This window comes from Nocardioides hungaricus (assembly GCF_054782915.1).
The window spans coordinates 21,783-40,295 of record NZ_BAAGRO010000019.1 but is presented as its reverse complement, the minus strand read 5'-3'; the positions used below and the strand labels follow the sequence as shown (position 1 = coordinate 40,295).

Annotated in this window: 15 protein-coding genes; 11 read left to right on the top strand and 4 right to left on the bottom strand. The window is 72.8% G+C overall.

Translation table 11 applies throughout. The features are described 5' to 3' along the window. The first annotated feature begins 101 nt into the window (after window positions 1–101). Genes ACYVKX_RS07765 through ACYVKX_RS07740 form a run of 6 tightly spaced genes read left to right on the top strand, consistent with a single transcriptional unit; the run spans window position 102 to window position 6,536 of the window. Window positions 102–1,205, top strand: a complete 1,104-nt coding sequence (locus tag ACYVKX_RS07765; protein ID WP_460830319.1) for a heme/hemin ABC transporter substrate-binding protein — start codon at window positions 102–104, stop codon at window positions 1,203–1,205. After that, window positions 1,202–2,278, top strand: a complete 1,077-nt coding sequence (locus tag ACYVKX_RS07760; RefSeq protein ID WP_460830315.1) for a FecCD family ABC transporter permease — start codon at window positions 1,202–1,204, stop codon at window positions 2,276–2,278. Before ACYVKX_RS07765 ends, ACYVKX_RS07760 begins: the two co-directional genes overlap by 4 nt. Beyond that, the gene (locus ACYVKX_RS07755; protein ID WP_460830312.1) at window positions 2,275–3,081 is read left to right on the top strand and encodes a heme ABC transporter ATP-binding protein; all 807 of its coding nucleotides are present in this window, start codon (window positions 2,275–2,277) and stop codon (window positions 3,079–3,081) included. Before ACYVKX_RS07760 ends, ACYVKX_RS07755 begins: the two co-directional genes overlap by 4 nt. Continuing rightward, the gene (locus ACYVKX_RS07750; RefSeq protein ID WP_460830309.1) at window positions 3,066–4,112 is read left to right on the top strand and encodes a hypothetical protein; all 1,047 of its coding nucleotides are present in this window, start codon (window positions 3,066–3,068) and stop codon (window positions 4,110–4,112) included. The genes ACYVKX_RS07755 and ACYVKX_RS07750 overlap by 16 nt, the downstream gene beginning before the upstream one ends. After that, the gene (locus ACYVKX_RS07745; protein ID WP_460830306.1) at window positions 4,102–5,316 is read left to right on the top strand and encodes an HtaA domain-containing protein; all 1,215 of its coding nucleotides are present in this window, start codon (window positions 4,102–4,104) and stop codon (window positions 5,314–5,316) included. Before ACYVKX_RS07750 ends, ACYVKX_RS07745 begins: the two co-directional genes overlap by 11 nt. After that, entirely contained in the window at window positions 5,313–6,536 is a 1,224-nt protein-coding gene (locus ACYVKX_RS07740; RefSeq protein WP_460830304.1) for an HtaA domain-containing protein, read from the top strand. Before ACYVKX_RS07745 ends, ACYVKX_RS07740 begins: the two co-directional genes overlap by 4 nt. Here the strand turns inward: ACYVKX_RS07740 and ACYVKX_RS07735 are convergent. Both ACYVKX_RS07735 and ACYVKX_RS07730 read right to left on the bottom strand, forming a co-directional pair. Next, window positions 6,517–7,086 (bottom strand): TetR/AcrR family transcriptional regulator, encoded by a 570-nt coding sequence (locus ACYVKX_RS07735; RefSeq protein ID WP_460830301.1) that lies wholly within the window; start codon window positions 7,084–7,086, stop codon window positions 6,517–6,519. The two genes, ACYVKX_RS07740 and ACYVKX_RS07735, sit on opposite strands and share 20 nt — an antisense overlap. 48 nt (window positions 7,087–7,134) lie before the next feature. Next, window positions 7,135–7,911 carry a purine-nucleoside phosphorylase gene (locus ACYVKX_RS07730; RefSeq protein WP_460830970.1) on the bottom strand — a complete coding sequence of 259 codons (777 nt, stop codon included), beginning with the start codon at window positions 7,909–7,911 and terminating at the stop codon, window positions 7,135–7,137. A gap of 256 nt (window positions 7,912–8,167) precedes the next feature. Between ACYVKX_RS07730 and ACYVKX_RS07725 the strand changes: the two genes are divergently transcribed. After that, window positions 8,168–9,127: a hypothetical protein gene (locus ACYVKX_RS07725; protein WP_460830298.1), complete on the top strand. Its 960-nt coding sequence runs from the start codon at window positions 8,168–8,170 to the stop codon at window positions 9,125–9,127. Window positions 9,128–9,226: 99 nt separating this feature from the next. Here ACYVKX_RS07725 and ACYVKX_RS07720 read toward each other — a convergent pair whose 3' ends face one another. Next, the gene (locus tag ACYVKX_RS07720) at window positions 9,227–9,679 is read right to left on the bottom strand and encodes a gamma-glutamylcyclotransferase (protein WP_460830295.1); all 453 of its coding nucleotides are present in this window, start codon (window positions 9,677–9,679) and stop codon (window positions 9,227–9,229) included. Window positions 9,680–9,738: 59 nt separating this feature from the next. Between ACYVKX_RS07720 and lpdA the strand changes: the two genes are divergently transcribed. Genes lpdA through ACYVKX_RS07700 form a run of 4 tightly spaced genes read left to right on the top strand, consistent with a single transcriptional unit; the run spans window position 9,739 to window position 14,896 of the window. Beyond that, the gene (gene lpdA, locus ACYVKX_RS07715) at window positions 9,739–11,130 is read left to right on the top strand and encodes a dihydrolipoyl dehydrogenase (protein ID WP_460830293.1); all 1,392 of its coding nucleotides are present in this window, start codon (window positions 9,739–9,741) and stop codon (window positions 11,128–11,130) included. Window positions 11,131–11,132: 2 nt separating this feature from the next. After that, the gene (locus ACYVKX_RS07710) at window positions 11,133–12,527 is read left to right on the top strand and encodes an NAD(P)H-quinone dehydrogenase (protein ID WP_460830290.1); all 1,395 of its coding nucleotides are present in this window, start codon (window positions 11,133–11,135) and stop codon (window positions 12,525–12,527) included. A gap of 17 nt (window positions 12,528–12,544) precedes the next feature. Then, window positions 12,545–13,702, top strand: a complete 1,158-nt coding sequence (locus ACYVKX_RS07705) for a SpoIID/LytB domain-containing protein (RefSeq protein WP_460830286.1) — start codon at window positions 12,545–12,547, stop codon at window positions 13,700–13,702. A 15-nt stretch (window positions 13,703–13,717) separates the two neighbouring features. Further along, on the top strand, window positions 13,718–14,896 hold the full coding sequence (locus ACYVKX_RS07700) for a SpoIID/LytB domain-containing protein (protein ID WP_460830284.1): 1,179 nt from the start codon (window positions 13,718–13,720) through the stop codon (window positions 14,894–14,896). A gap of 221 nt (window positions 14,897–15,117) precedes the next feature. Here ACYVKX_RS07700 and ACYVKX_RS07695 read toward each other — a convergent pair whose 3' ends face one another. Then, complete coding sequence (locus ACYVKX_RS07695) at window positions 15,118–18,513, bottom strand: pyruvate carboxylase (protein ID WP_460830282.1); 3,396 nt, start codon at window positions 18,511–18,513, stop codon at window positions 15,118–15,120.

The window sequence follows — 18,513 nt, the reverse complement described above, 5'->3', positions numbered from 1 at the left end:
GTCAGCAAGATGATGACATCATGTCGAGAACGTCCAGACCAAAGGTAAGGCAAGCCTAAGTCACTGGTACTCTGTGCGCCATGCGGTGTGGGTTGCGGCCGGTGGGGGCTGCCCTGACGGGCCTCGTGATGGTGCTGCTCGCCGGGTGCGGACTCTCCTCTCCGAGCGAGCCCTCCGGAGAGAGCACGACGGCCGTATCCGGCTCGACCGCGCCGGCGCTCTCCGAGGTCACCCCGCTGGCCGACGTGCGCGACTGGCAGGGCGAGGTCGTCGCCGCCGCCGACACCCCGATCGACCCGGTGGCGCAGGACCCCCGGCCCCGGCTGCCGGTCACCGTCACCGACAACCAGGGCACCAAGGTCACCGTCGACGACACCAGCCGGATCCTCGCGCTCGACATCTACGGCACGCTCTCGCGCACGGTCTTCGAGCTCGGCCTCGGCGACTCGCTGGTCGGCCGCGACGTGTCCACGAGCTTCCCCGAGGCCGCGGACCTGCCGCTGGTCACCCAGAAGGGCCACGACCTCAACGCCGAGGCGATCCTCGCGCTCGACCCCACCGTGATCATCACCGACACCTCGCTCGGCCCCTGGGACGTCATCCTCCAGATGCGCGACGCCGGCATCCCCGTCGTCGTGCTCGACTCCGGCCGCGGCCTCGACAACGTCGGCGAGCTGATCCGCGGCGTGGCCGACGCCCTCGGCGTCCCTGCGGAGGGCGACGCGCTGGCGAAGCGCACCCAGCGGCAGATCGACGACGTCACCGCCCAGATCGCGAAGGTCGCTCCCGCCGACGACGGGCAGCGGCTGCGCATGGTCTTCCTCTACGTGCGCGGGCAGTCCGGCGTCTACTACATGTTCGGCGAGGGCTCCGGGGCCGACGGCCTGATCGACGCCATCGGCGGGTACGACGTGGCCAAGGAGATCGGCTGGAACGGCATGAAGCCGCTCACCGACGAGGGCCTGATCGCCGCGCAGCCGGACCTGGTGCTGATGATGACCGGCGGCCTGGAGTCCGCGGGCGGCGTCGACGGGCTTGTCGAGAGGCTTCCGGCCCTGGCGGAGACGCCCGCGGGGCAGAACCGTCGGTTCGTGGCGATGGACGACTCCCAGATCCTCGGCTTCGGCCCGATCACGGCCAGCGTGCTCAACGCACTGGCCGTGGCGGCGTACGCGCCGGAGGCGGTCGCGAGGCCCGGGTCGTGACCGCCACCGTCGTCGACCGCCAGCGCCCGGGCATCCGGGCGCTGGGCGCGCGGGCCGGGCTGCTCGGCGGCCTCACCGTCGCGCTCGTGGTCGCGCTGGTCCTGGCGGCCGGGCAGGGCCAGCTCGACATCCCGGCCTCGGAGGTCCTCGGCTCGATCATGCACAAGGCCGGCCTCGACATCGGGCCGATGCCGACCCATCCGCAGGGGGACAGCACGCTGTGGCAGGTGCGGTTCCCGCGCGTGGCGATGGCGGCCCTCGCCGGCGCCGCCCTCGCGACCGCCGGCGCGCTCATGCAGGGCGTGTTCGGCAACCCGCTGGCCGAGCCGGGCGTGGTCGGCGTCTCCGCCGGGGCCGCGGTCGCCGCGGCCACCGCGATCGTCTTCTCGCTCACCTTCGCCGGCACCTGGACGGTCGCGGTCTGCGCCTTCGTCGGCGGCCTGCTCACCACGATGCTCGTCTACGTGATGTCCCGTGACGGCGGGCGCACCGAGGTCGTGACGCTGGTGCTGACCGGCATCGCGATCAACGCGATGACCAGCGCCGCGCTGGCGTTCCTGATGTTCCTCGGCGACACCCAGGCCCGCGAGGAGATCGTGTTCTGGACCCTCGGCAGCCTCAACGGCTCGCGCTGGGAGCAGGTCGCCGTGGTCGCCCCGATGGTCGCCGTCGGCATCGGCGCCGCGCTCGCGCTGGCGTCCAGGCTCGACCTGCTCGCGCTCGGCGACCGCGCCGCGCGGCACGTCGGCGTCGACGTCGAGCGGCTGCGGATGTCGGTCATCGTCGTGGTCGCGCTGCTCACCGCGGCCGCGGTCGCGTTCTGCGGGATCATCTCGTTCATCGGGCTCGTGGTACCCCACCTGATCCGGCTGATCGCCGGACCCGGCCACCGGCTCCTCGTCCCCGCCAGCGCCCTCGGCGGCGCGGTGCTGCTGGTGCTGGCCGACCTGTGGGCCCGGACGCTCATCGCGTACGCCGACCTGCCGATCGGGATGCTCACCGCGCTGGTCGGCGGACCGTTCTTCTTCTGGCTGATCCGGCGCGCCCGGCGTACCGCCGGAGGCTGGGCATGACCGCGTTCCCCGGAGTCTGGCTGAGCGCCCGCCGCGTCGGGGTCGTCTACGACGGGCACCCGATCCTGGTCGACGTCGACCTCGACGTCCGGCCCGGCGAGCTGATCGCGCTGGTCGGCCCCAACGGCGCCGGGAAGTCCACGCTGCTGGGCGTGCTGTCCGGCGACGTCTCGCCGTCGAGCGGCTCGGTGGTCCTCGAGGACCGCGACCTCGGCGCCTACCCCGCGCGCGAGCTGGCCCGGCTGCGGGCCGTGCAGCTGCAGAAGCAGGGGCTGGCGTTCGGGTTCCGGGTCGAGGAGGTGGTCCGGATGGGCCGCTCGCCGTGGGTCCGCACGCCGCAGGAGGACGACGACGATCGCGTGGTCGCCGAGTCGATGGCGCGCGCCGACGTCGCCGACCTGGCCGCGCGCCTCTACCCGACGCTGTCGGGAGGCGAGCAGGCGCGGGCGTCGTTCGCCCGGCTGCTCGCCCAGGCGACGCCGGTGCTGATGCTCGACGAGCCGACCGCGGCCCTCGACATCCGGCACCAGGAGTCGCTGCTCGCGGTCGCCCGCGAGGCCGCCCGGTCCGGCGCGGCCGTCGTCGTGGTGCTGCACGACCTGTCGCTCGCGGCCGCCTACGCCGACCGGGTCTGCGTGCTCGCGCACGGCGCCGTGCGCGCCGACGGGCCGCCGGCGGAGGTGCTCACCGCCGAGCTGCTGACCGAGGTCTACGCGCACGCGGTCGACGTGATCGAGCACGCCGGCAGCCTGCTGGTGGTGCCGGTCCGGGTGCGGGAGGAGGTCCCGTGGCCCGCCGGCTGATCCCCCTCCTCCTGCTCGCGGTCGCCGTGCTCGTGCCGGCGCCCGCCCTCGCCGCCGCGGACGTATCGGTGTCCCCCGGCAGCGTCGATCCGACGTACGCGACGACGGTCCGGGTCTCCGGCAGCGGCTTCCAGTCGATCAAGGGCGGCAGCGGCGGCATCTACGTCTTCTTCGGCACCGTCGAGCCGGGCTGGCAGCCCAGCAAGGGCGGCGTGACCGGCGCCGACTACCTCTACGTGCCCGACAGCGAGACCAAGGACAACCAGGGCTTCCAGCGGTTCGTCGCGTTCCCGGGCTCCGACACCGCGAGCGCGGCCAACGGCGGCGTGATGTCGGCGTCCGGCTCGTGGTCCACGCAGCTCGTGGTGCCGGGCGCGGTGTTCCGGGCCTACGACCGCTCCGGGGCCGTCACGACCGTCGACTGCCGCAAGGTCACCTGCGGTGTGATCACCATCGGCGCGCACGGCGTCACCAACGCCAACAACGAGACGTTCACGCCGGTCTCGGTCGCCGCCGGCTCCTCGCCGCCGACCGCCTCGACCGAAGCGCCCTCGACGGACCCGGGCGCCACCACCGACCCGCCCGCCACGCCGGGCGACCCGGCGAAGCCGGCGCGGCCCGGCCCGGCCACGCTCGAGGTCGACCGGGCCTCTGCTGTCGCCGGCAACGTGCTCGCGTTCAGCGCCACCGGCCTGCCCCCGGGCGCCCAGGTCTCCGCGGTCTTCGACGACGGCGCGGCCGGCGCGGGGCCGTTCGCGGTCGGCGCCGACGGCACGCTCGCCGGCGTGATCTCGCTGCCGCTGGCGACCGCGGCCGGCACCCACGAGCTGCGGCTGTACGGCGTCGACGACCCGCCCTCGGTGAGCTTCGCGGTCCAGGAGGCCGATGTCGTGACCATCGCCGGGACCGACCGCGTGTCGAGCGACGACGAGCTGCGCGCGGCCTGGCTGTTCGCCGGCGCCGCGGCCCTCGTGCTGCTGGTCGCCCTGGTGCGGCTGGCCCTCCGGACGAGGAGGAGCCGTGCGGGGTGACCGGGTCGCGGCCGTGGCCGCGCTGCTGCTGACCGGGCTCGTGGGCGTGCTGCTGCTCGCCGTACCCCTCGCCCGGCCCGCGCAGGCCGACGAGCCCCGGCAGCTCGACGGCGTCGTGCTGCGCTGGGGGCTCAACAACGAGTCCAGCAACCGCGCCTTCGCGCCGCGCACCTACAACCTCTTCTCGGCCGGGCGGGTGCCCGACCCGGGCAAGGGCGGCACCACGATCGACCGTCGCGACTGGCGGCAGCGCGTCGGCGCGGTCCGGATCGAGAAGTGGGACGGCAAGGGGTGGCGCCCGGCCACCTGGGCCGGGCTGACCACCGACAGCAGCGGCCAGCCGCTCGGGTCGCCGACCGCGGGCACCTTCAGCAACCACCGGTTCTCGTTCGGTGGCGGCACCGGTGAGCTCGACCTCGACGCCGGTACGGCGCGCGTGGAGTGGCGGGGCGACGTGACCGTCCTCTACTACTCCGGCATGTCGATGTTCCACATCTCCGACCCGGTGCTCGAGGTGGCCGACGGCCGCGGCACGCTCACCGCGACCGTGCAGGGCTACGCGTCCTCCGTCGACGACCCGGACACCTGGGAGCCGGTCGAGCCGGCCTCCGTCACCCTCGCCGACCTGCCCGACGTCGAGCTGTCGGAGGACGGCCTGACCGCGACGCCGGCCTACCTCGGCGTCCGGGTCTCCGGGCTCGGCCAGACCACCGGGGACGAGTGGACCGGGTCCTTCCCGCAGTCCTTCGTCGACTACATGGACCGGCTCGGTACGGCGGCGTTCTGGCTCTCCAGCGGTGCGTCGACCGACCCGTTCAAGGTGGCGCTCCCGCTGAGCGTCGCCTTCGACGACTCGGTCGAGCAGCCCGGGCCGACCCCGAGCGAGCAGCCGACCAAGGAGCCGATCGACAATCCGGTGGTGCCGCCGCCGGTGACCGTCACGGTGACCGCGACTCAGGCCCCGGTGGTGCAGCCGGCGCCGCCCCCCGTCGTACCGCCCACCGCGGCGGCGCCGCCCACCGCGGCCGCGGTCGGGCCGCTGCCGGTCGCCGCGCAGCTCGTGGCGGCCACCCCCTCCCCGCAAGCCTCGGCCGCCTCGGCCGACTCCGAGCCCGGCGCCATCGCCGTGTGGTGGCTCGGCGGGGGCCTGCTGCTCGCAGCGGCCCTCACCCTCCTCCTTCCCTCCCGAAAGGAACCTCGATGAGCACCATCCGCCGCATCGCGGCCGCCACCACCGTCGCGCTGGCCGCCTCCGGCCTCGGCGTCGTCGCCGCCCAGCCGGCGTCGGCCGCAGACCCGGCACTGGCCTGGTCGTTCTCCGACTACCTGTACAACGCCGACAAGCTGCCGGTGGGCTTCTCCGGCCGGACCGTCGCCGACGGTGCGACCGACAGCGGGTCGGGCATCGTGTTCGGCGGCGGCAAGGGCACCGGATCGCTGGAGTCCGGCGACCTCGACCTGGACTATGCCGGCTCCGTCACCTTCAGCTGGCACGTCTCCATCACCTTCAGCGACCCCGAGGTGATCGTCGATGGCGACGGGGGCCGGATCGTCGCCGACGTGGCCTGGGCCGTCCCGGACGAGGGGTCTGCGGACGACGTCGTGCTCACGACCTTCGACCCTGCGACTGCCACCGTGGACGGTGGCACGTTCACGGCCACGCCCGACTGGTCGACCGGCTCCTGGGCGCCGGAGCTGATCGCGGCGCTGCCGTCGTCGATCCAGGCATTCTTCAAGGCCAGTGGCTCGAGCTCGGACGCCCGCAAGGCGCCGGCCACCTTCACCTCCGCGACCACCGCGGCGCAGCAGGCCGGTCCGGCGGTCAGCCAGACCACGGCGTACGCCGGGAGGGCGGTGACCTTCGAGGTCACCGGCTCGGGCTTCACCGCGGTCACGCAGCCCGGTGACATGGGTGTCTACGTCGGCCTGGCGCCGTCGGGCGGCATGCCGAACACCAGCTCGCAGGAGGACATGGACAAGTTCGCGGACTCCGAGTGGGTCCGGCCCGAGCAGATGGCCGACGGCTCGTTCACGGTCACGCTCGACCCGGAGAACCAGTACCTCGACCCGCGGAAGAGCTACTCGATCTACACCTGGCAGGCGCACACCCACTCCAACCACAGCCAGGACACCGAGACCCCGGTGACCATCGACTTCGCCAAGCTCGGCACCAAGCCGAAGCTGAAGGCGGTCAAGCGGGGCAAGAGCCTGGTCGTCACGGTGGGCAAGGGCGCGGCCGGGAGGGTCGGCGTGGCGTTCGCCCGGGGCAGGGTCACGAAGAGGGCCTCGGCTCCGGTCAAGAAGGGCAAGGCGGCCGTGCGGCTGCCGAAGGCCACGGGCGCGTGGAAGGCGGTCGTGACCTACACGCCGTCGACCGCGGCCTACCGCGCGGCGAAGAGGACCGTCACCGTGCGGGTGCGCTGACCGCCTGCAGCACGAACCGCTCGACGGTCGTCGGCGGGAGGTGTCGCGGTCCCAGGCAGGCGTGGATCAGCGACATCGTCCCGTCGACGTCGTCGACGGCGAACGACCCGCCGGCGACGCCGGCGTCGATGATGCCGCGCAGCACGTCCTCGACGGCGACCACGTGCTCACGGATCGCCTGCCGGGACTCGGGTCCCAGCACGCCGTACAGCTGCGGGCCGAGGCCCATGTGGAACCGCTCGCCCTCGGCGAGCTGGTGGCGGACGTAGAGGCGCAGCCGGTCGGCGGGTGAATCGGCCTCGGCGAGGACGGCGCGGAGGCGGTCGAGGTACCGCTCGGTCTCGTGGCTGGCGAACGCCACGACCACCGACTCCTTGTCGGGGAAGTGGTGGTAGATCGAGGTGCGCCCGAGCTCCGCGCGCTCGGCGATCGCGGCCATGGAGATCGCGTCGAAGCTGCGCTCGGCCATCAGCTCGGCGAACGCCTCGAACACGCGCCGCTGCAGCTGCTCGCGGTGCTCCTGCAGCGAGTCTCCGGAGATACGGGGCACGGGCGAAGGCTAGCCGAGCGCCTCCGGCCGTCGCCCCTCAGTACGTACTCAGATCCGGGGGACGATCCGGCCGAGGAGGTCGCCCATGCGCGAGGCGGCGGCGCGGCCCGCCTCGAGCACCTCCTCGTGGTTGAGCGGCTGGCCGCCGATGCCGGCGGCCAGGTTGGTGACCAGGCTGATGCCGAGCACCTCCATGCCGGCCTCGCGGGCGGCGATCGCCTCCAGGGTCGTGCTCATGCCGACCAGGCTGCCGCCGAGGATGCCGGCCATGCGGACCTCGGCCGGGGTCTCGTAGTGGGGGCCGGGGAACTGCACGTAGACGCCCTCGTCGAGGCTCGGGTCGATCTCCCGGCACAGCCCGCGGAGGCGGGGGCTGTAGAGGTCGGTGAGGTCGACGAAGTGGGCGCCGACGATCGGGCTCGTGCCGGTGAGGTTGATGTGGTCGCTGATCAGGACCGGGGTGCCCGGCGTCCACGTCTTCTCGAGCCCACCGCACCCGTTGGTGAGCACGATGGCCCGGCACCCCGCCCTGCCCGCCGTACGGACTCCGTGGACGACGGCCGCGACGCCCCTGCCCTCGTAGTAGTGGGTGCGGCTGAGGAAGACGAGGAGGCTCTTGTCGCCGGACTTGATCGAGCGGATCCTCCCGCTGTGACCGGCGACGGCAGCCTCGCCGAACCCGGGGAGGTCGGTGGTGCCGATCTCGGCGGTCGGCTCGCCGAGCGCGTCGACCGCCGGCAGCCAGCCCGACCCGAGGACGAGGGCGACGTCGTGCCGCTCCACCCCGGTGAGGTCGGCCAGCCTGTCGGCCGCGCGTGCCGCCAGGTCGTACGGGCCCTACTCGGTGCTGTGCTCGCTCACCCGTCGGACTCTAGTGCGCGGGGTCGGTGTCGGACGATCTCGGCAGGGGTCGTGGTCGGCTCCGGGGATGGATCCCCGGTCAGCCGGGGATCCCTGACGTTGTCGGCCGTTGCAACCCCTGACAACGTCAGGCAGCGCCTGACAAGCAGTGTGTCCTGAGGTTGTCCACAGGCGGGAGAGAGTGGGGGTCAGGTCATCCGTTGGCGGGAATCGTCCCGCCATGATGAAACCTCCCCGCGAGTGGCCGCCCGAAGATCCGCGCCGCGCCCCGGTCACGCTCCGACGCGAGTACCTCGCCATCGGCTACAACGATCGCGCGCTGGCCCGGTTGGTCGCCGACGGCGTACTGGCCAAGCCCCGCCGTGGCGCCTACGTCGCCGGGTCCGCGTGGCGGCAACTCGATGAGGTCGGCCGACACGCCGTGAGATCCCGCGCGGTCCTGGCTCAGGCCGGGACCGAGGTGGCGCTCTCGCACACCAGCGGGTTGGTGGAGTACGACGCGCCCACCTGGCGGCTGCCGCTCGACGACGTGGAGGTGACCCGTCTGGACGGTCGCGCCGGCCGCCGCGAGGCGGGGGTCAGGCAGCATCGGGGAGTACTGCTCGACGGCGACGTGGTCGAGCGGAACGGGGTTCCTGTGGTCGCCCCCACCAGGCTGGCGCTCGAGACGACGATGCTGACCGACGCCGAGGTCGCCCTGGGTGTCGTCAACCATCTGCTCCATCACGGCTTGACGACATTGCCGACGCTGGAAGCGCGCTACGCCGGCATGGTGACGTGGCCGCGGAGTCTCACCACCGACCTGGTGCTCCGGCTCGCCGATCAGCGGATCGAGTCGCTCGGCGAGTCGAGATGTCTCTACCTGTTCTTCCGCCACCACCTTCCGCTTCCGGAGCTGCAGTACGAGGTGAAGGACGCATCCGGCCGGGTGGTCGGGCGCGTCGACTTCGCCTGGCCCGAGCTCGGCGTGTTCGTCGAGTTCGACGGCAAGGTCAAATACGAGAAGCTGCTCAAGCCCGGCCAGCGAGCGAGCGACGTCGTGGTGGCCGAGAAGAAGCGCGAGGAGCTCATCTGTCGCATCACCGGGTGGCGCTGCATCCGCCTCACCTGGGCCGACCTCGAGCGTGCGGAGCGCACAGCCGCGATGCTTCGCACCTACCTTCGCCGGCGTACCGCCTGACCCGGGTGCTCGACTGGTCAGGCGTTCCCTGACGTTGTCGGCCGTTGCAACCCCTGACAACGTCAGGAATCCCCGGTCAGCCGGGGATCCCGACAGCGGTTACAGCCCAATCGAGCGACAAGGGCGACGACGGAGGGCGGCGACGTAGTCGGCGGGGGCGTCGGCGGCCTCGGCGGCGTCGGCGAGGATGCCGAGGTACGACGCGGAGGGGAGGCCGCCCTCGTAGGCGTCGAGGACGTAGGTCCAGGCGGCGACCGAGCCGGTCATCGTGGCGACCCGGACGCGGGTCTTGCGGTAGAGGCCGAGGTCGGCGCCCTCCCAGGCGTCCAGGGACGACTCGTCCTCGCGGGTGATGTCGTAGACCGCGACGAAGACCTGGTCGATCGGGTCCTCGACGATGGTCGAGAGGGCGCCGTCCCAGCCGTGCTCCTCGCCGCCGAAGGTCAGCCGCCAGCCCTGGACCCAGCCCACCGTCGAGAGGGGGGAGTGCGGGCAGCGCTCGCCCATGCGCGCCGGGTCGAGGTTCGTCCCGTAGGCGGCGTACAACGTCACGCGCAGAGGCTAGTGCACCGATTGAGGGCGGGCCGTCTCACGTCAGTAGGCTGGCGGGCGTGACCACGCACTTCAACGTCCTCGTCCTCGGCGCCGGCCCCGGCGGGTACGTCGCCGCGATCCGCGCCGCGCAGCTCGGCCAGTCGGTCGCCGTCGTCGAGGAGAAGTACTGGGGCGGCGTCTGCCTCAATGTGGGATGCATTCCCTCCAAGGCGCTGCTGCGCAACGCCGAGATCGCGCACATCATCACCAAGGAGAAGGACACCTTCGGGATCAGCGGTGACGCCGCCATGGACTTCGGTACGACGCACCGGCGCTCACGCGGGGTCGCCGAGGCGAGCGCCAAGGGCGTGCACTACCTGATGAAGAAGAACAAGATCACCGAGATCGACGGCTGGGGCACCATCAAGTCGCCGACCGAGATCGAGGTCGACAGGGACGGTCAGAGGGCGACGTACACCTTCGACCACCTGATCGTCGCCACCGGCGCGAAGGTCCGGATGCTGCCGGGCATGAGCGCCAGCGCGAACGTTGTCACCTACGAGGAGCAGATCCTCGACAGTGACCTCCCGAAGAGCATCGTCATCGGCGGCTCCGGTGCGATCGGCGTCGAGTTCGCCTACGTGCTGGCCAACTTCGGCGTCGACGTCACGATCGTGGAGTTCCTCGACCGGATGGTCCCGACCGAGGACGCCGACGTGTCCAAGGAGCTGCTCAAGCAGTACCAGAAGCTCGGCGTCAAGGTCCTGCTCTCCACCAAGGTCGAGCAGGTCGAGGACACCGGCAGCGGCGTCAAGGTGACGGTCAGCAGGGACGGCAGCACCGAGGTCCTCGAGGCCGACCGGATGCTCGCGGCGTTCGGCTTCGCGCCGCGCGTGGAGGGCTACGGCCTGGAGAACGCCGGCGTGCGGGTCTCCGAGCGCGGCGCGATCGAGGTCGACGCCCGCGGCCGCACCAACGTCGAGAACGTCTACGCGATCGGCGACGTGACCGGCAAGCTGATGCTCGCCCACACCGCCGAGGCGATGGGCGTCGTGGCCGCCGAGACGATCGCCGGCGCCGAGACCGTCGAGATCGACTTCGACATGATCCCGCGGGCGACGTTCTGCCAGCCGCAGATCGCGTCGTTCGGCTACTCCGAGGCCCAGGCCAAGGAGAAGGGGTACGACGTGAAGGTGGCGACGTTCCCGTTCTCGGCCAACGGCAAGGCCCGTGGCATGGCCGAGGGCGTCGGGTTCGTGAAGGTCGTCGCGGACGCGGAGTACAACGAGATCGTCGGCGCCCACATGATCGGCCCGGAGGTCACCGAGCTGCTGCCGGCGCTGACGCTGGCCCGGCAGTGGGACCTCACCGCCGACGAGGTGGCCCGCAACATCTTCGCCCACCCGACGCTGTCGGAGGCGATGAAGGAGGCCGTCGAGGGAATCGCCGGCCACATGATCAACCTGTGACCATGAGCGAGCGCGTCGTCGTCATCGGCGGCGGCCCGGGCGGCTACGAGGCCGCCCACGTCGCCGCCCAGCTCGGCGCGGAGGTGACCGTCGTCGACACCGACGGCGTCGGCGGCTCCGCGGTCCTCACCGACTGCGTGCCGAGCAAGACGCTGATCGCGACCGCGGAGGTGATGAGCGAGCTGTCCGGTGCCGCCGAGCTCGGTGTGAACTTCCACGACGCCGAGGGCGACGCCGCGACCTCGATCCGGGTCGACCTGGCGAAGGTCAACGCCCGGGTCAAGGCACTGGCCGCCGACCAGTCGAGCGACATCGAGCGCCGGCTCACCCGCGACGGCGTCACGGTCCTCAAGGGCCGCGGCAGCCTCGCCGGGCCGGACCGCGTGGTCGCCCGGCTCGACGACGGCACCGAGCAGATGCTCCGCGCGGACGCCGTCCTCGTCGCCACCGGGGCCGCGCCGCGCACCCTCCCGAGCGCCCAGCCCGACGGCGAGCGGATCCTCACGTGGGAGCAGGTCTACGACCTCACCGAGGTGCCCACCGAGCTGATCGTGGTCGGCTCCGGCGTCACCGGCGCCGAGTTCGCCAGCGCCTACCTCAACCTCGGCATCCCCGTCACGCTCGTCTCCTCCCGCGACCGGGTGCTGCCCGGCGAGGACGCCGACGCCGCCAAGGTGCTCGAGGACGTGCTCACCCGCCGCGGCATGAGCGTGCTCGCCCGGTCGCGCATGGAGTCGGTCGCCCGGGACGGCGACGTCGTCACCGTCACGCTCACCGACGGCCGCACCGTCCAGGGCTCGCACTGCATCCTCGCGCTCGGCTCGGTGCCGAACACCGACGACATGGGCCTCGAGGAGGCCGGCGTCGTCCTGAAGGACGGTGGGTTCGTCAACGTCGACCGGGTCTCGCGCACCTCGGCGCGGGGGGTGTACGCCGCCGGCGACTGCACCGGCGTACTCATGCTCGCCAGCGTGGCCGCGATGCAGGGCCGGATCGCGATGTGGCACTTCCTCGGCGACACCGTGCACCCGCTGGACCTGAAGAAGGTCTCCTCCAACGTCTTCACCGCCCCCGAGATCGCCACCGTCGGCTGGTCGCAGCGGGCCGTCGACGCGGGCGAGGTCGACGCCGAGGTCGTGATGCTCCCGCTGTCGGGCAACCCCCGCGCGAAGATGCAGGGCGTCCGCGACGGCTTCGTGAAGCTGCTCTGCCGCCCGGGCGCCGGCATCGTGGTCGGCGGCGTGGTCGTCGGCCCGCGCGCCAGCGAGCTGATCCACCCGGTGTCGATCGCGGTCGCGGAGTCGCTCACGGCCGACCAGTTGGCTCAGGCGTTTACGGTGTACCCGTCGATGAGCGGCTCGATCGCCGAGGCCGCTCGCCGCCTGCACCGCATCTGATCGCCTCGGGAGGCGCCATGCTCGCCCGGCTCGCCGCCACCACCGTCACCCTGCTCGTCGCGACCGCCGCCCCGGCCCTCGCCGACGACGCCGTCGACGTCCCCGCCGGCGCGACAGTGATTGTCGAGGGCCTCGGCCACGGGCACGGCCGCGGCATGTCGCAGTACGGCGCCAGGAACGCCGCCGAGGACGGCGAGAGCTACCGGGAGATCCTCGGGTTCTACTACCCGGGCACCTCGTGGGGCAGGGCCACCGGCCAGGTCCGGATCTTCCTCAGCCGGGGCGACCTCGACAACGCCGTCCAGGTGCGCCCGCAGCGCGGCCTGGTGGCCCGCGCCGGCGACCGTAGCTGGGACCTGACGAAGGCGCGGCCACGCGCCCAGCGCTGGCGGATCGTCCCGAGGGGCGATGCCCGCAGCGTCCTGCAGTACCGCCAGAGGGGCTGGCGTCCGTACCGCTCGGTCGCCGGGACGATCGAGTTCGCCGCCCAGGGCAGGCCGATCACGCTCGACACCCGAGACGGCCCGGCCCGCTACCGCGGCATCCTCCGGTCGGTCCCGTCCAGCCCCGGCAACCGGATGGCGATCAACGTGCTGCCGATGGAGAGCTACCTCCGCGGGGTCGTGCCGGCCGAGATCGTCGCCTCGACCTGGCCGCAGCAGGCCCAGCGCGCCCAGGCCGTCGCCGCGCGCAGCTACGCGGCCCTCAAGCGCTCGACCCGGCGGGACCGGCCCTACGACCTCGACGACACCCCGGGCTACCAGCGCTACCTCGGCGCCGACCGCGAGTGGCCCGCGTCCGACCGGGCCGTCGCCGCCACCGCCGGAGAGATCCTCACGTACGGCGGACAGCCCGCGCTCACCGAGTTCACCGCGAGCAACGGCGGCTGGACGGTGGCCGGCGACGCGCCGTACCTCCCGGCCCAGGAGGACCCGTGGGACCGGACCGCGGCGTGGCGCGAGACGTTCACCGACGCCGAGCTCGAGGCGCTCTGGCCCGAGATCGGCGACCTGACCCGGATCGAGCTCGCCGGCCGGGACGGGAACGGCGCGTGGGGCGGCCGGCCCGGCACGGTCACGCTCACCGGCAGCACGAGCAGCCTGGGCATCAGCGCCACGGCGTTCTACCAGCGGCTCGGCCTGCGGTCGTCCTGGATCACGCTCAGCGTCGAGTGACCTAGGCTTGCTCCGGTGCGCGTCGTCCCCGTCCTGCTGACCGCCGCGCTCGCCGTGGGCGCGAGCGCCGCGCCGTCGTCCGCCGCCGACTCGTGGCGCGTCCCGGCAGACGCGACCATCACGATCGAGGGCCGCGGCTACGGCCACGGCCACGGCATGTCGCAGTACGGCGCCGAGGGCGCCGCCCGGAAGGGCCTGACCTACCGCCAGATCCTCGCGTTCTACTACCCCGGCACGAAGTGGGGCCGGGCGAAGGGCCGGGTGACGGTCGAGATCAGCGCCGACACCACCGACGACCTCGTCGTCCTGGACCGCCCCGGCCTCACCGTCCGCGACACCGCCGGCGGCAAGCGGTTCGCGCTGCCCGACAACGGCGCCACCCGTTGGAAGGCCGCGCGCAGCGGCACCGGCGTCGACCGGGTGCTGTTCAAGACCCCGCAGGCGCGACGCTGGAAGCCGTGGCGCACGCTCGAGGGGCTCGCCGAGTTCTACGCCGGCGGCGATCCGGTCACGCTGGTGACGCCGTCGGGGGAGCGCGCCTACCGCGGCCGGCTGCGCATCGGCGTCACGTCCGACGGCACCCGCGTGACCGTCAACGACCTCACCCTCGACAACTACCTCAAGGGTGTCGTGCCGCTGGAGATCCCCGCGACCTGGAGTGCCGAGGCGGTGCGCGCCCAGGCGGTGGCAGCCCGCACGTACGCGGCGTACGAGCGCGGCAACCCCCGGTCTCCGGCCTACCAGATCTGCGACACCGGCTCCTGCCAGGTCTACGGCGGGTACGACGCCGAGCACCCGGCCTCCAACCGGGCCGTCGAGGGGACCGCGCGGCAGGTGCTGCTCAGCGGCGGGGAGCCGGCGTTCACCCAGTTCGGCTCGAGCAGCGGCGGCTGGACCGCGGCCGGCTCGTTCCCCTACCTGCCGGCCCAGCGCGACCCGTACGACGACTGGCCGGGCAACCCCGTGAACCGGTGGCGCACGTCGGTCGCCGACGACGCGATCGAGCGGGGCTGGCCCGCCGTCGGCGACCTGCGCCGGATCGCGGTCGACCGCCGCGACGGCAACGGCCAGTGGGGTGGCCGGATCGTCACGCTCACGCTGCGCGGCACCGGCGGCCGGGCGCAGGTCTCCGGCGACACGTTCCGGTCGGTGCTGGGGCTGCGGTCGACCTGGCTGACGTTCAGTGTGTCCTGAGGGCGTTGGAGAACACCAGCCAGCCATGCGCCGGCTGTCTCCACGACCCTGCGCCGAGGCGGCAGTCGGGCCGGGGTCGGCGTTGTCACAGCGGCGCAATTGCGCCGGATTGGCAGTCGGGTGGGGGCGAGCGCTGCCGTAACAGCGCAATTGCGGCGGATTGGCAGCCGGGACAGCCCAGGCACTGCCACCACAACCAGCGCGCACGACCTCCGCCGCCGTCAGGACAGCACCAGCACCAGATCCCCACCCTCGACCGCCTGCGTCCCGGAGAGCGCGAGCCGCTCGACGGTGCCGGCGACGGGGGCGGTGATGGCGGCCTCCATCTTCATCGCCTCGATGGTGGCGACGGTGTCGCCCGCCTGCACCGATGCGCCCTCCTCGACCACGATCGTCACCACGCCCTGGAACGGCGCGGCCACGTGGCCGGGCTGGGTGGTGTCGGCCTTCTCGGTGGTGGCGACCTCCGCGGCGATGGACCGGTCGCGGACACTGACCGGGCGGAGCTGGCCGTTGATGGTCGCGAGCACGGTGCGGATGCCGCGCTCGTCGGGCTCGCTGATCGCCTGGAGGCCGAGGATGAGCCGCTTGCCCTCCTCGATCTCGACCTCGTGCTCGACGCCCTGGCGCAGCCCGTAGAGGTAGTCCAGCGTCGAGACGACGGAGAGGTCGCCGTACGTCGCCCGCGACTCGGCGAACTCCTTGGTCGGGCCGGGGAACAGCAGCTCGTTGAGCGTCCGCCGGCGCGTGGGCGAGGCTCCGGCGAGGCCCTCGCGCTGCTCGGCGGCGAGCGACTCCGTCGGCGGCTTGTGCGTGCGGCCCTCGAGCGCCTTGGTGCGGAACGGCTCCGGCCAGCCGCCGGGCGGGTCGCCGAGCTCGCCGCCCAGGAAGCCGATGACCGAGTCGGGGATGTCGAACCTCCCGGGGTCCTCGGCGAACTCCGCCGGGTCGGCGCCGACCGCGACCAAGTGCAGCGCGAGGTCGCCGACGACCTTGGACGACGGGGTCACCTTGACCACGTTGCCGAGGATGTCGTTGGCGGCGGCGTACATGTCCTCGATCTGCTCGAACTTCTCCCCGAGGCCGAGCGCGATCGCCTGCTGCCGCAGGTTGGAGAGCTGGCCGCCGGGGATCTCGTGCCGGTAGACCCGACCGGTCGGCGCGGGCAGGCCGGACTCGAACGGCGCGTAGACCCGGCGGGTGGCCTCCCAGTAGGGCTCGAGCGCGCAGACCGCCGCGAGCGAGAGCCCGGTCTCGCGGGGACCGTGGTCGGTCGCGGAGACGAGTGCCGAGAGCGGCGGCTGCGAGGTGGTGCCGGCCATCGACGCGGTGGCGGCGTCGACCGCATCGACGCCCGCGCCGATCGCGGCGAGCAGCGTCGCGAGCTGGCCGCCCGGGGTGTCGTGGGTGTGCAGGTGCAGAGGCAGTCCGAATTCGGACCGCAACGCCGTGACCAAGGTGTGCGCCGCAGGCACACGTAGGAGCCCGGCCATGTCCTTGATCGCGAGCACGTGCGCGCCGGCCTCGACGATCCGCTCGGCGAGCTTGAGGTAGTAGTCGAGGGTGTAGAGCGTCTCGTCCGGGTCGGACAGGTCGCCGGTGTAGCAGAGCGCGACCTCGGCGACGGCCGTCCCGGTCGCGCGCACGGCCTCGATCGCGGGCCGCATCTGCTCGACGTCGTTGAGCGCGTCGAAGATGCGGAACACGTCGATGCCGGTCGCCGCGGCCTCCCCGACGAACGCGGTGGTCACGTCGGTGGGGTACGGCGTGTAGCCGACCGTGTTGCGGCCGCGCAGCAGCATCTGGAGGCAGATGTTCGGCACGGCCTGGCGCAGCGCGGCCAGCCGCTCCCACGGGTCCTCGGCGAGGAACCGCAGCGCGACGTCGTACGTCGCCCCGCCCCATGCCTCGAGCGACCACAGCTGCGGGGTGGTGCGCGCGACGTGCCCGGCGACCGAGAGCAGGTCGCGGGTGCGGACCCGGGTCGCGAGCAGCGACTGGTGCGCGTCGCGGAAGGTCGTATCGGTGACCGCGACCTCCTTCTGCTGGCGCAGTCTCCGCGCGAACTCCTCGGGGCCGACCTGCAGGAGGAGCTGCCGCGACCCGTCGGGCGCCGGCACGTCGAGGTCGACGTCCGGCAGCTTGGTCACCGGGTCGAGGCTGACCGGCGCGGCGCCGTACGGCTGGTTCACGGTGACGTCGGCGAGGTAGTTCAGCAGCTTGCTGCCGCGGTCGCCCGAGCCGCGCGCCTGCAGCAGCTGGGGGTGGGTCTCGATGAACGAGGTCGTCACCCGGCCGCCCGCGAAGTCGGGATCGGCCAGCACCGCCTGGAGGAACGGGATGTTCGTGGACACGCCGCGGATGCGGAACTCCGCGACCGCGCGGCGGGCCTTCTCGACCGCCTTGTCGAAGGTGCGGCCGCGACAGGTGAGCTTGGCCAGCATCGAGTCGAAGTGCGCGGACACCTCCGCGCCGGTGTAGGTCGTGCCGCCGTCCACGCGCACGCCCGGCCCGCCGGGGGAGCGGTACGTCGTGATCACGCCGGTGTCGGGGCGGAAGCCGTTGGCCGGGTCCTCGGTGGTGATCCGGCACTGCAGCGCCGCGCCGCGCAGCCGCACCACGTCCTGCGAGAGGCCGAGGTCCGCCAGCGTCTCGCCGGCCGCGATCCGCAGCTGGGACTGCACCAGGTCGACGTCGGTGACCTCCTCGGTCACCGTGTGCTCGACCTGGATGCGGGGGTTCATCTCGATGAAGACGTAGTTGTCCTCGGGGTCGAGCAGGAACTCCACGGTGCCCGCGTTGCGGTAGCCGATCTCCCGCGCGAACCGCACCGCGTCGGCGCAGATCCGGTCCCGCAGCTCCGGGTCGAGGTTCGGCGCCGGCGCGATCTCGACGACCTTCTGGTGCCGCCGCTGCACCGAGCAGTCCCGCTCGAACAGGTGAATGGTGCTGTCCTCGCCGCCCGTGCCATCGGCCAGGATCTGCACCTCGATGTGTCTCGGGTCGACGACGGCCTGCTCGATGAAGACAGTCGGGTCGCCGAACGCGCCGTCGGCCTCGCGCATGCAGGTCTCGACCGCCTCGCGGAGATCCCCGGCATCCTCCACGCGCCGCATGCCGCGGCCACCACCGCCCGCGACCGCCTTCACGAACAGCGGATACGGCATGTCCCGAGCGGCCTCGACCAGCGCCTCGACGTCGGTCGACGGCTCCACGCTCGCCAGGGTCGGTACGCCGGCGGCCCTGGCCGCCGCGATCGCGCGAGCCTTGTTGCCGGTCAGCGTCAGCACCTCGGCGGACGGCCCGATGAACGTGATGCCGGCGTCGGTGCACGCCTCGGCGAGGCCGGGGTTCTCCGACAGGAAGCCGTAGCCCGGATAGACCGCGTCCGCGCCCGCCTTCAGCGCCACCGCCACGATCGCGTCGGGGTCGAGGTAGGCGCGCACCGGGTGGCCCCGCTCGCCGATCTCGTAGGCCTCGTCGGCCTTCAGCCGGTGCTCGGACCAGCGGTCCTCGTAGGGGAACACCGCCACCGTGCGCGCGCCGAGCTCGTACGCCGCCCGGAACGCCCGGATCGCGATCTCGCCCCGGTTCGCCACCAGCACCTTGGAGAACAT

Excerpts from the sequence above, each read along its gene's own strand:
- ACYVKX_RS07755 (WP_460830312.1), top strand. The coding sequence starts at position 2,275 with ATGACCGCGTTCCCCGGAGTCTGGCTGAGCGCCCGCCGCGTCGGGGTC.
- ACYVKX_RS07740 (WP_460830304.1), top strand. The coding sequence starts at position 5,313 with ATGAGCACCATCCGCCGCATCGCGGCCGCCACCACCGTCGCGCTGGCC.
- ACYVKX_RS07725 (WP_460830298.1), top strand. The coding sequence starts at position 8,168 with ATGATGAAACCTCCCCGCGAGTGGCCGCCCGAAGATCCGCGCCGCGCC.
- ACYVKX_RS07710 (WP_460830290.1), top strand. The coding sequence starts at position 11,133 with ATGAGCGAGCGCGTCGTCGTCATCGGCGGCGGCCCGGGCGGCTACGAG.
- ACYVKX_RS07705 (WP_460830286.1), top strand. The coding sequence starts at position 12,545 with ATGCTCGCCCGGCTCGCCGCCACCACCGTCACCCTGCTCGTCGCGACC.
- ACYVKX_RS07695 (WP_460830282.1), bottom strand. The coding sequence starts at position 18,513 with ATGTTCTCCAAGGTGCTGGTGGCGAACCGGGGCGAGATCGCGATCCGG.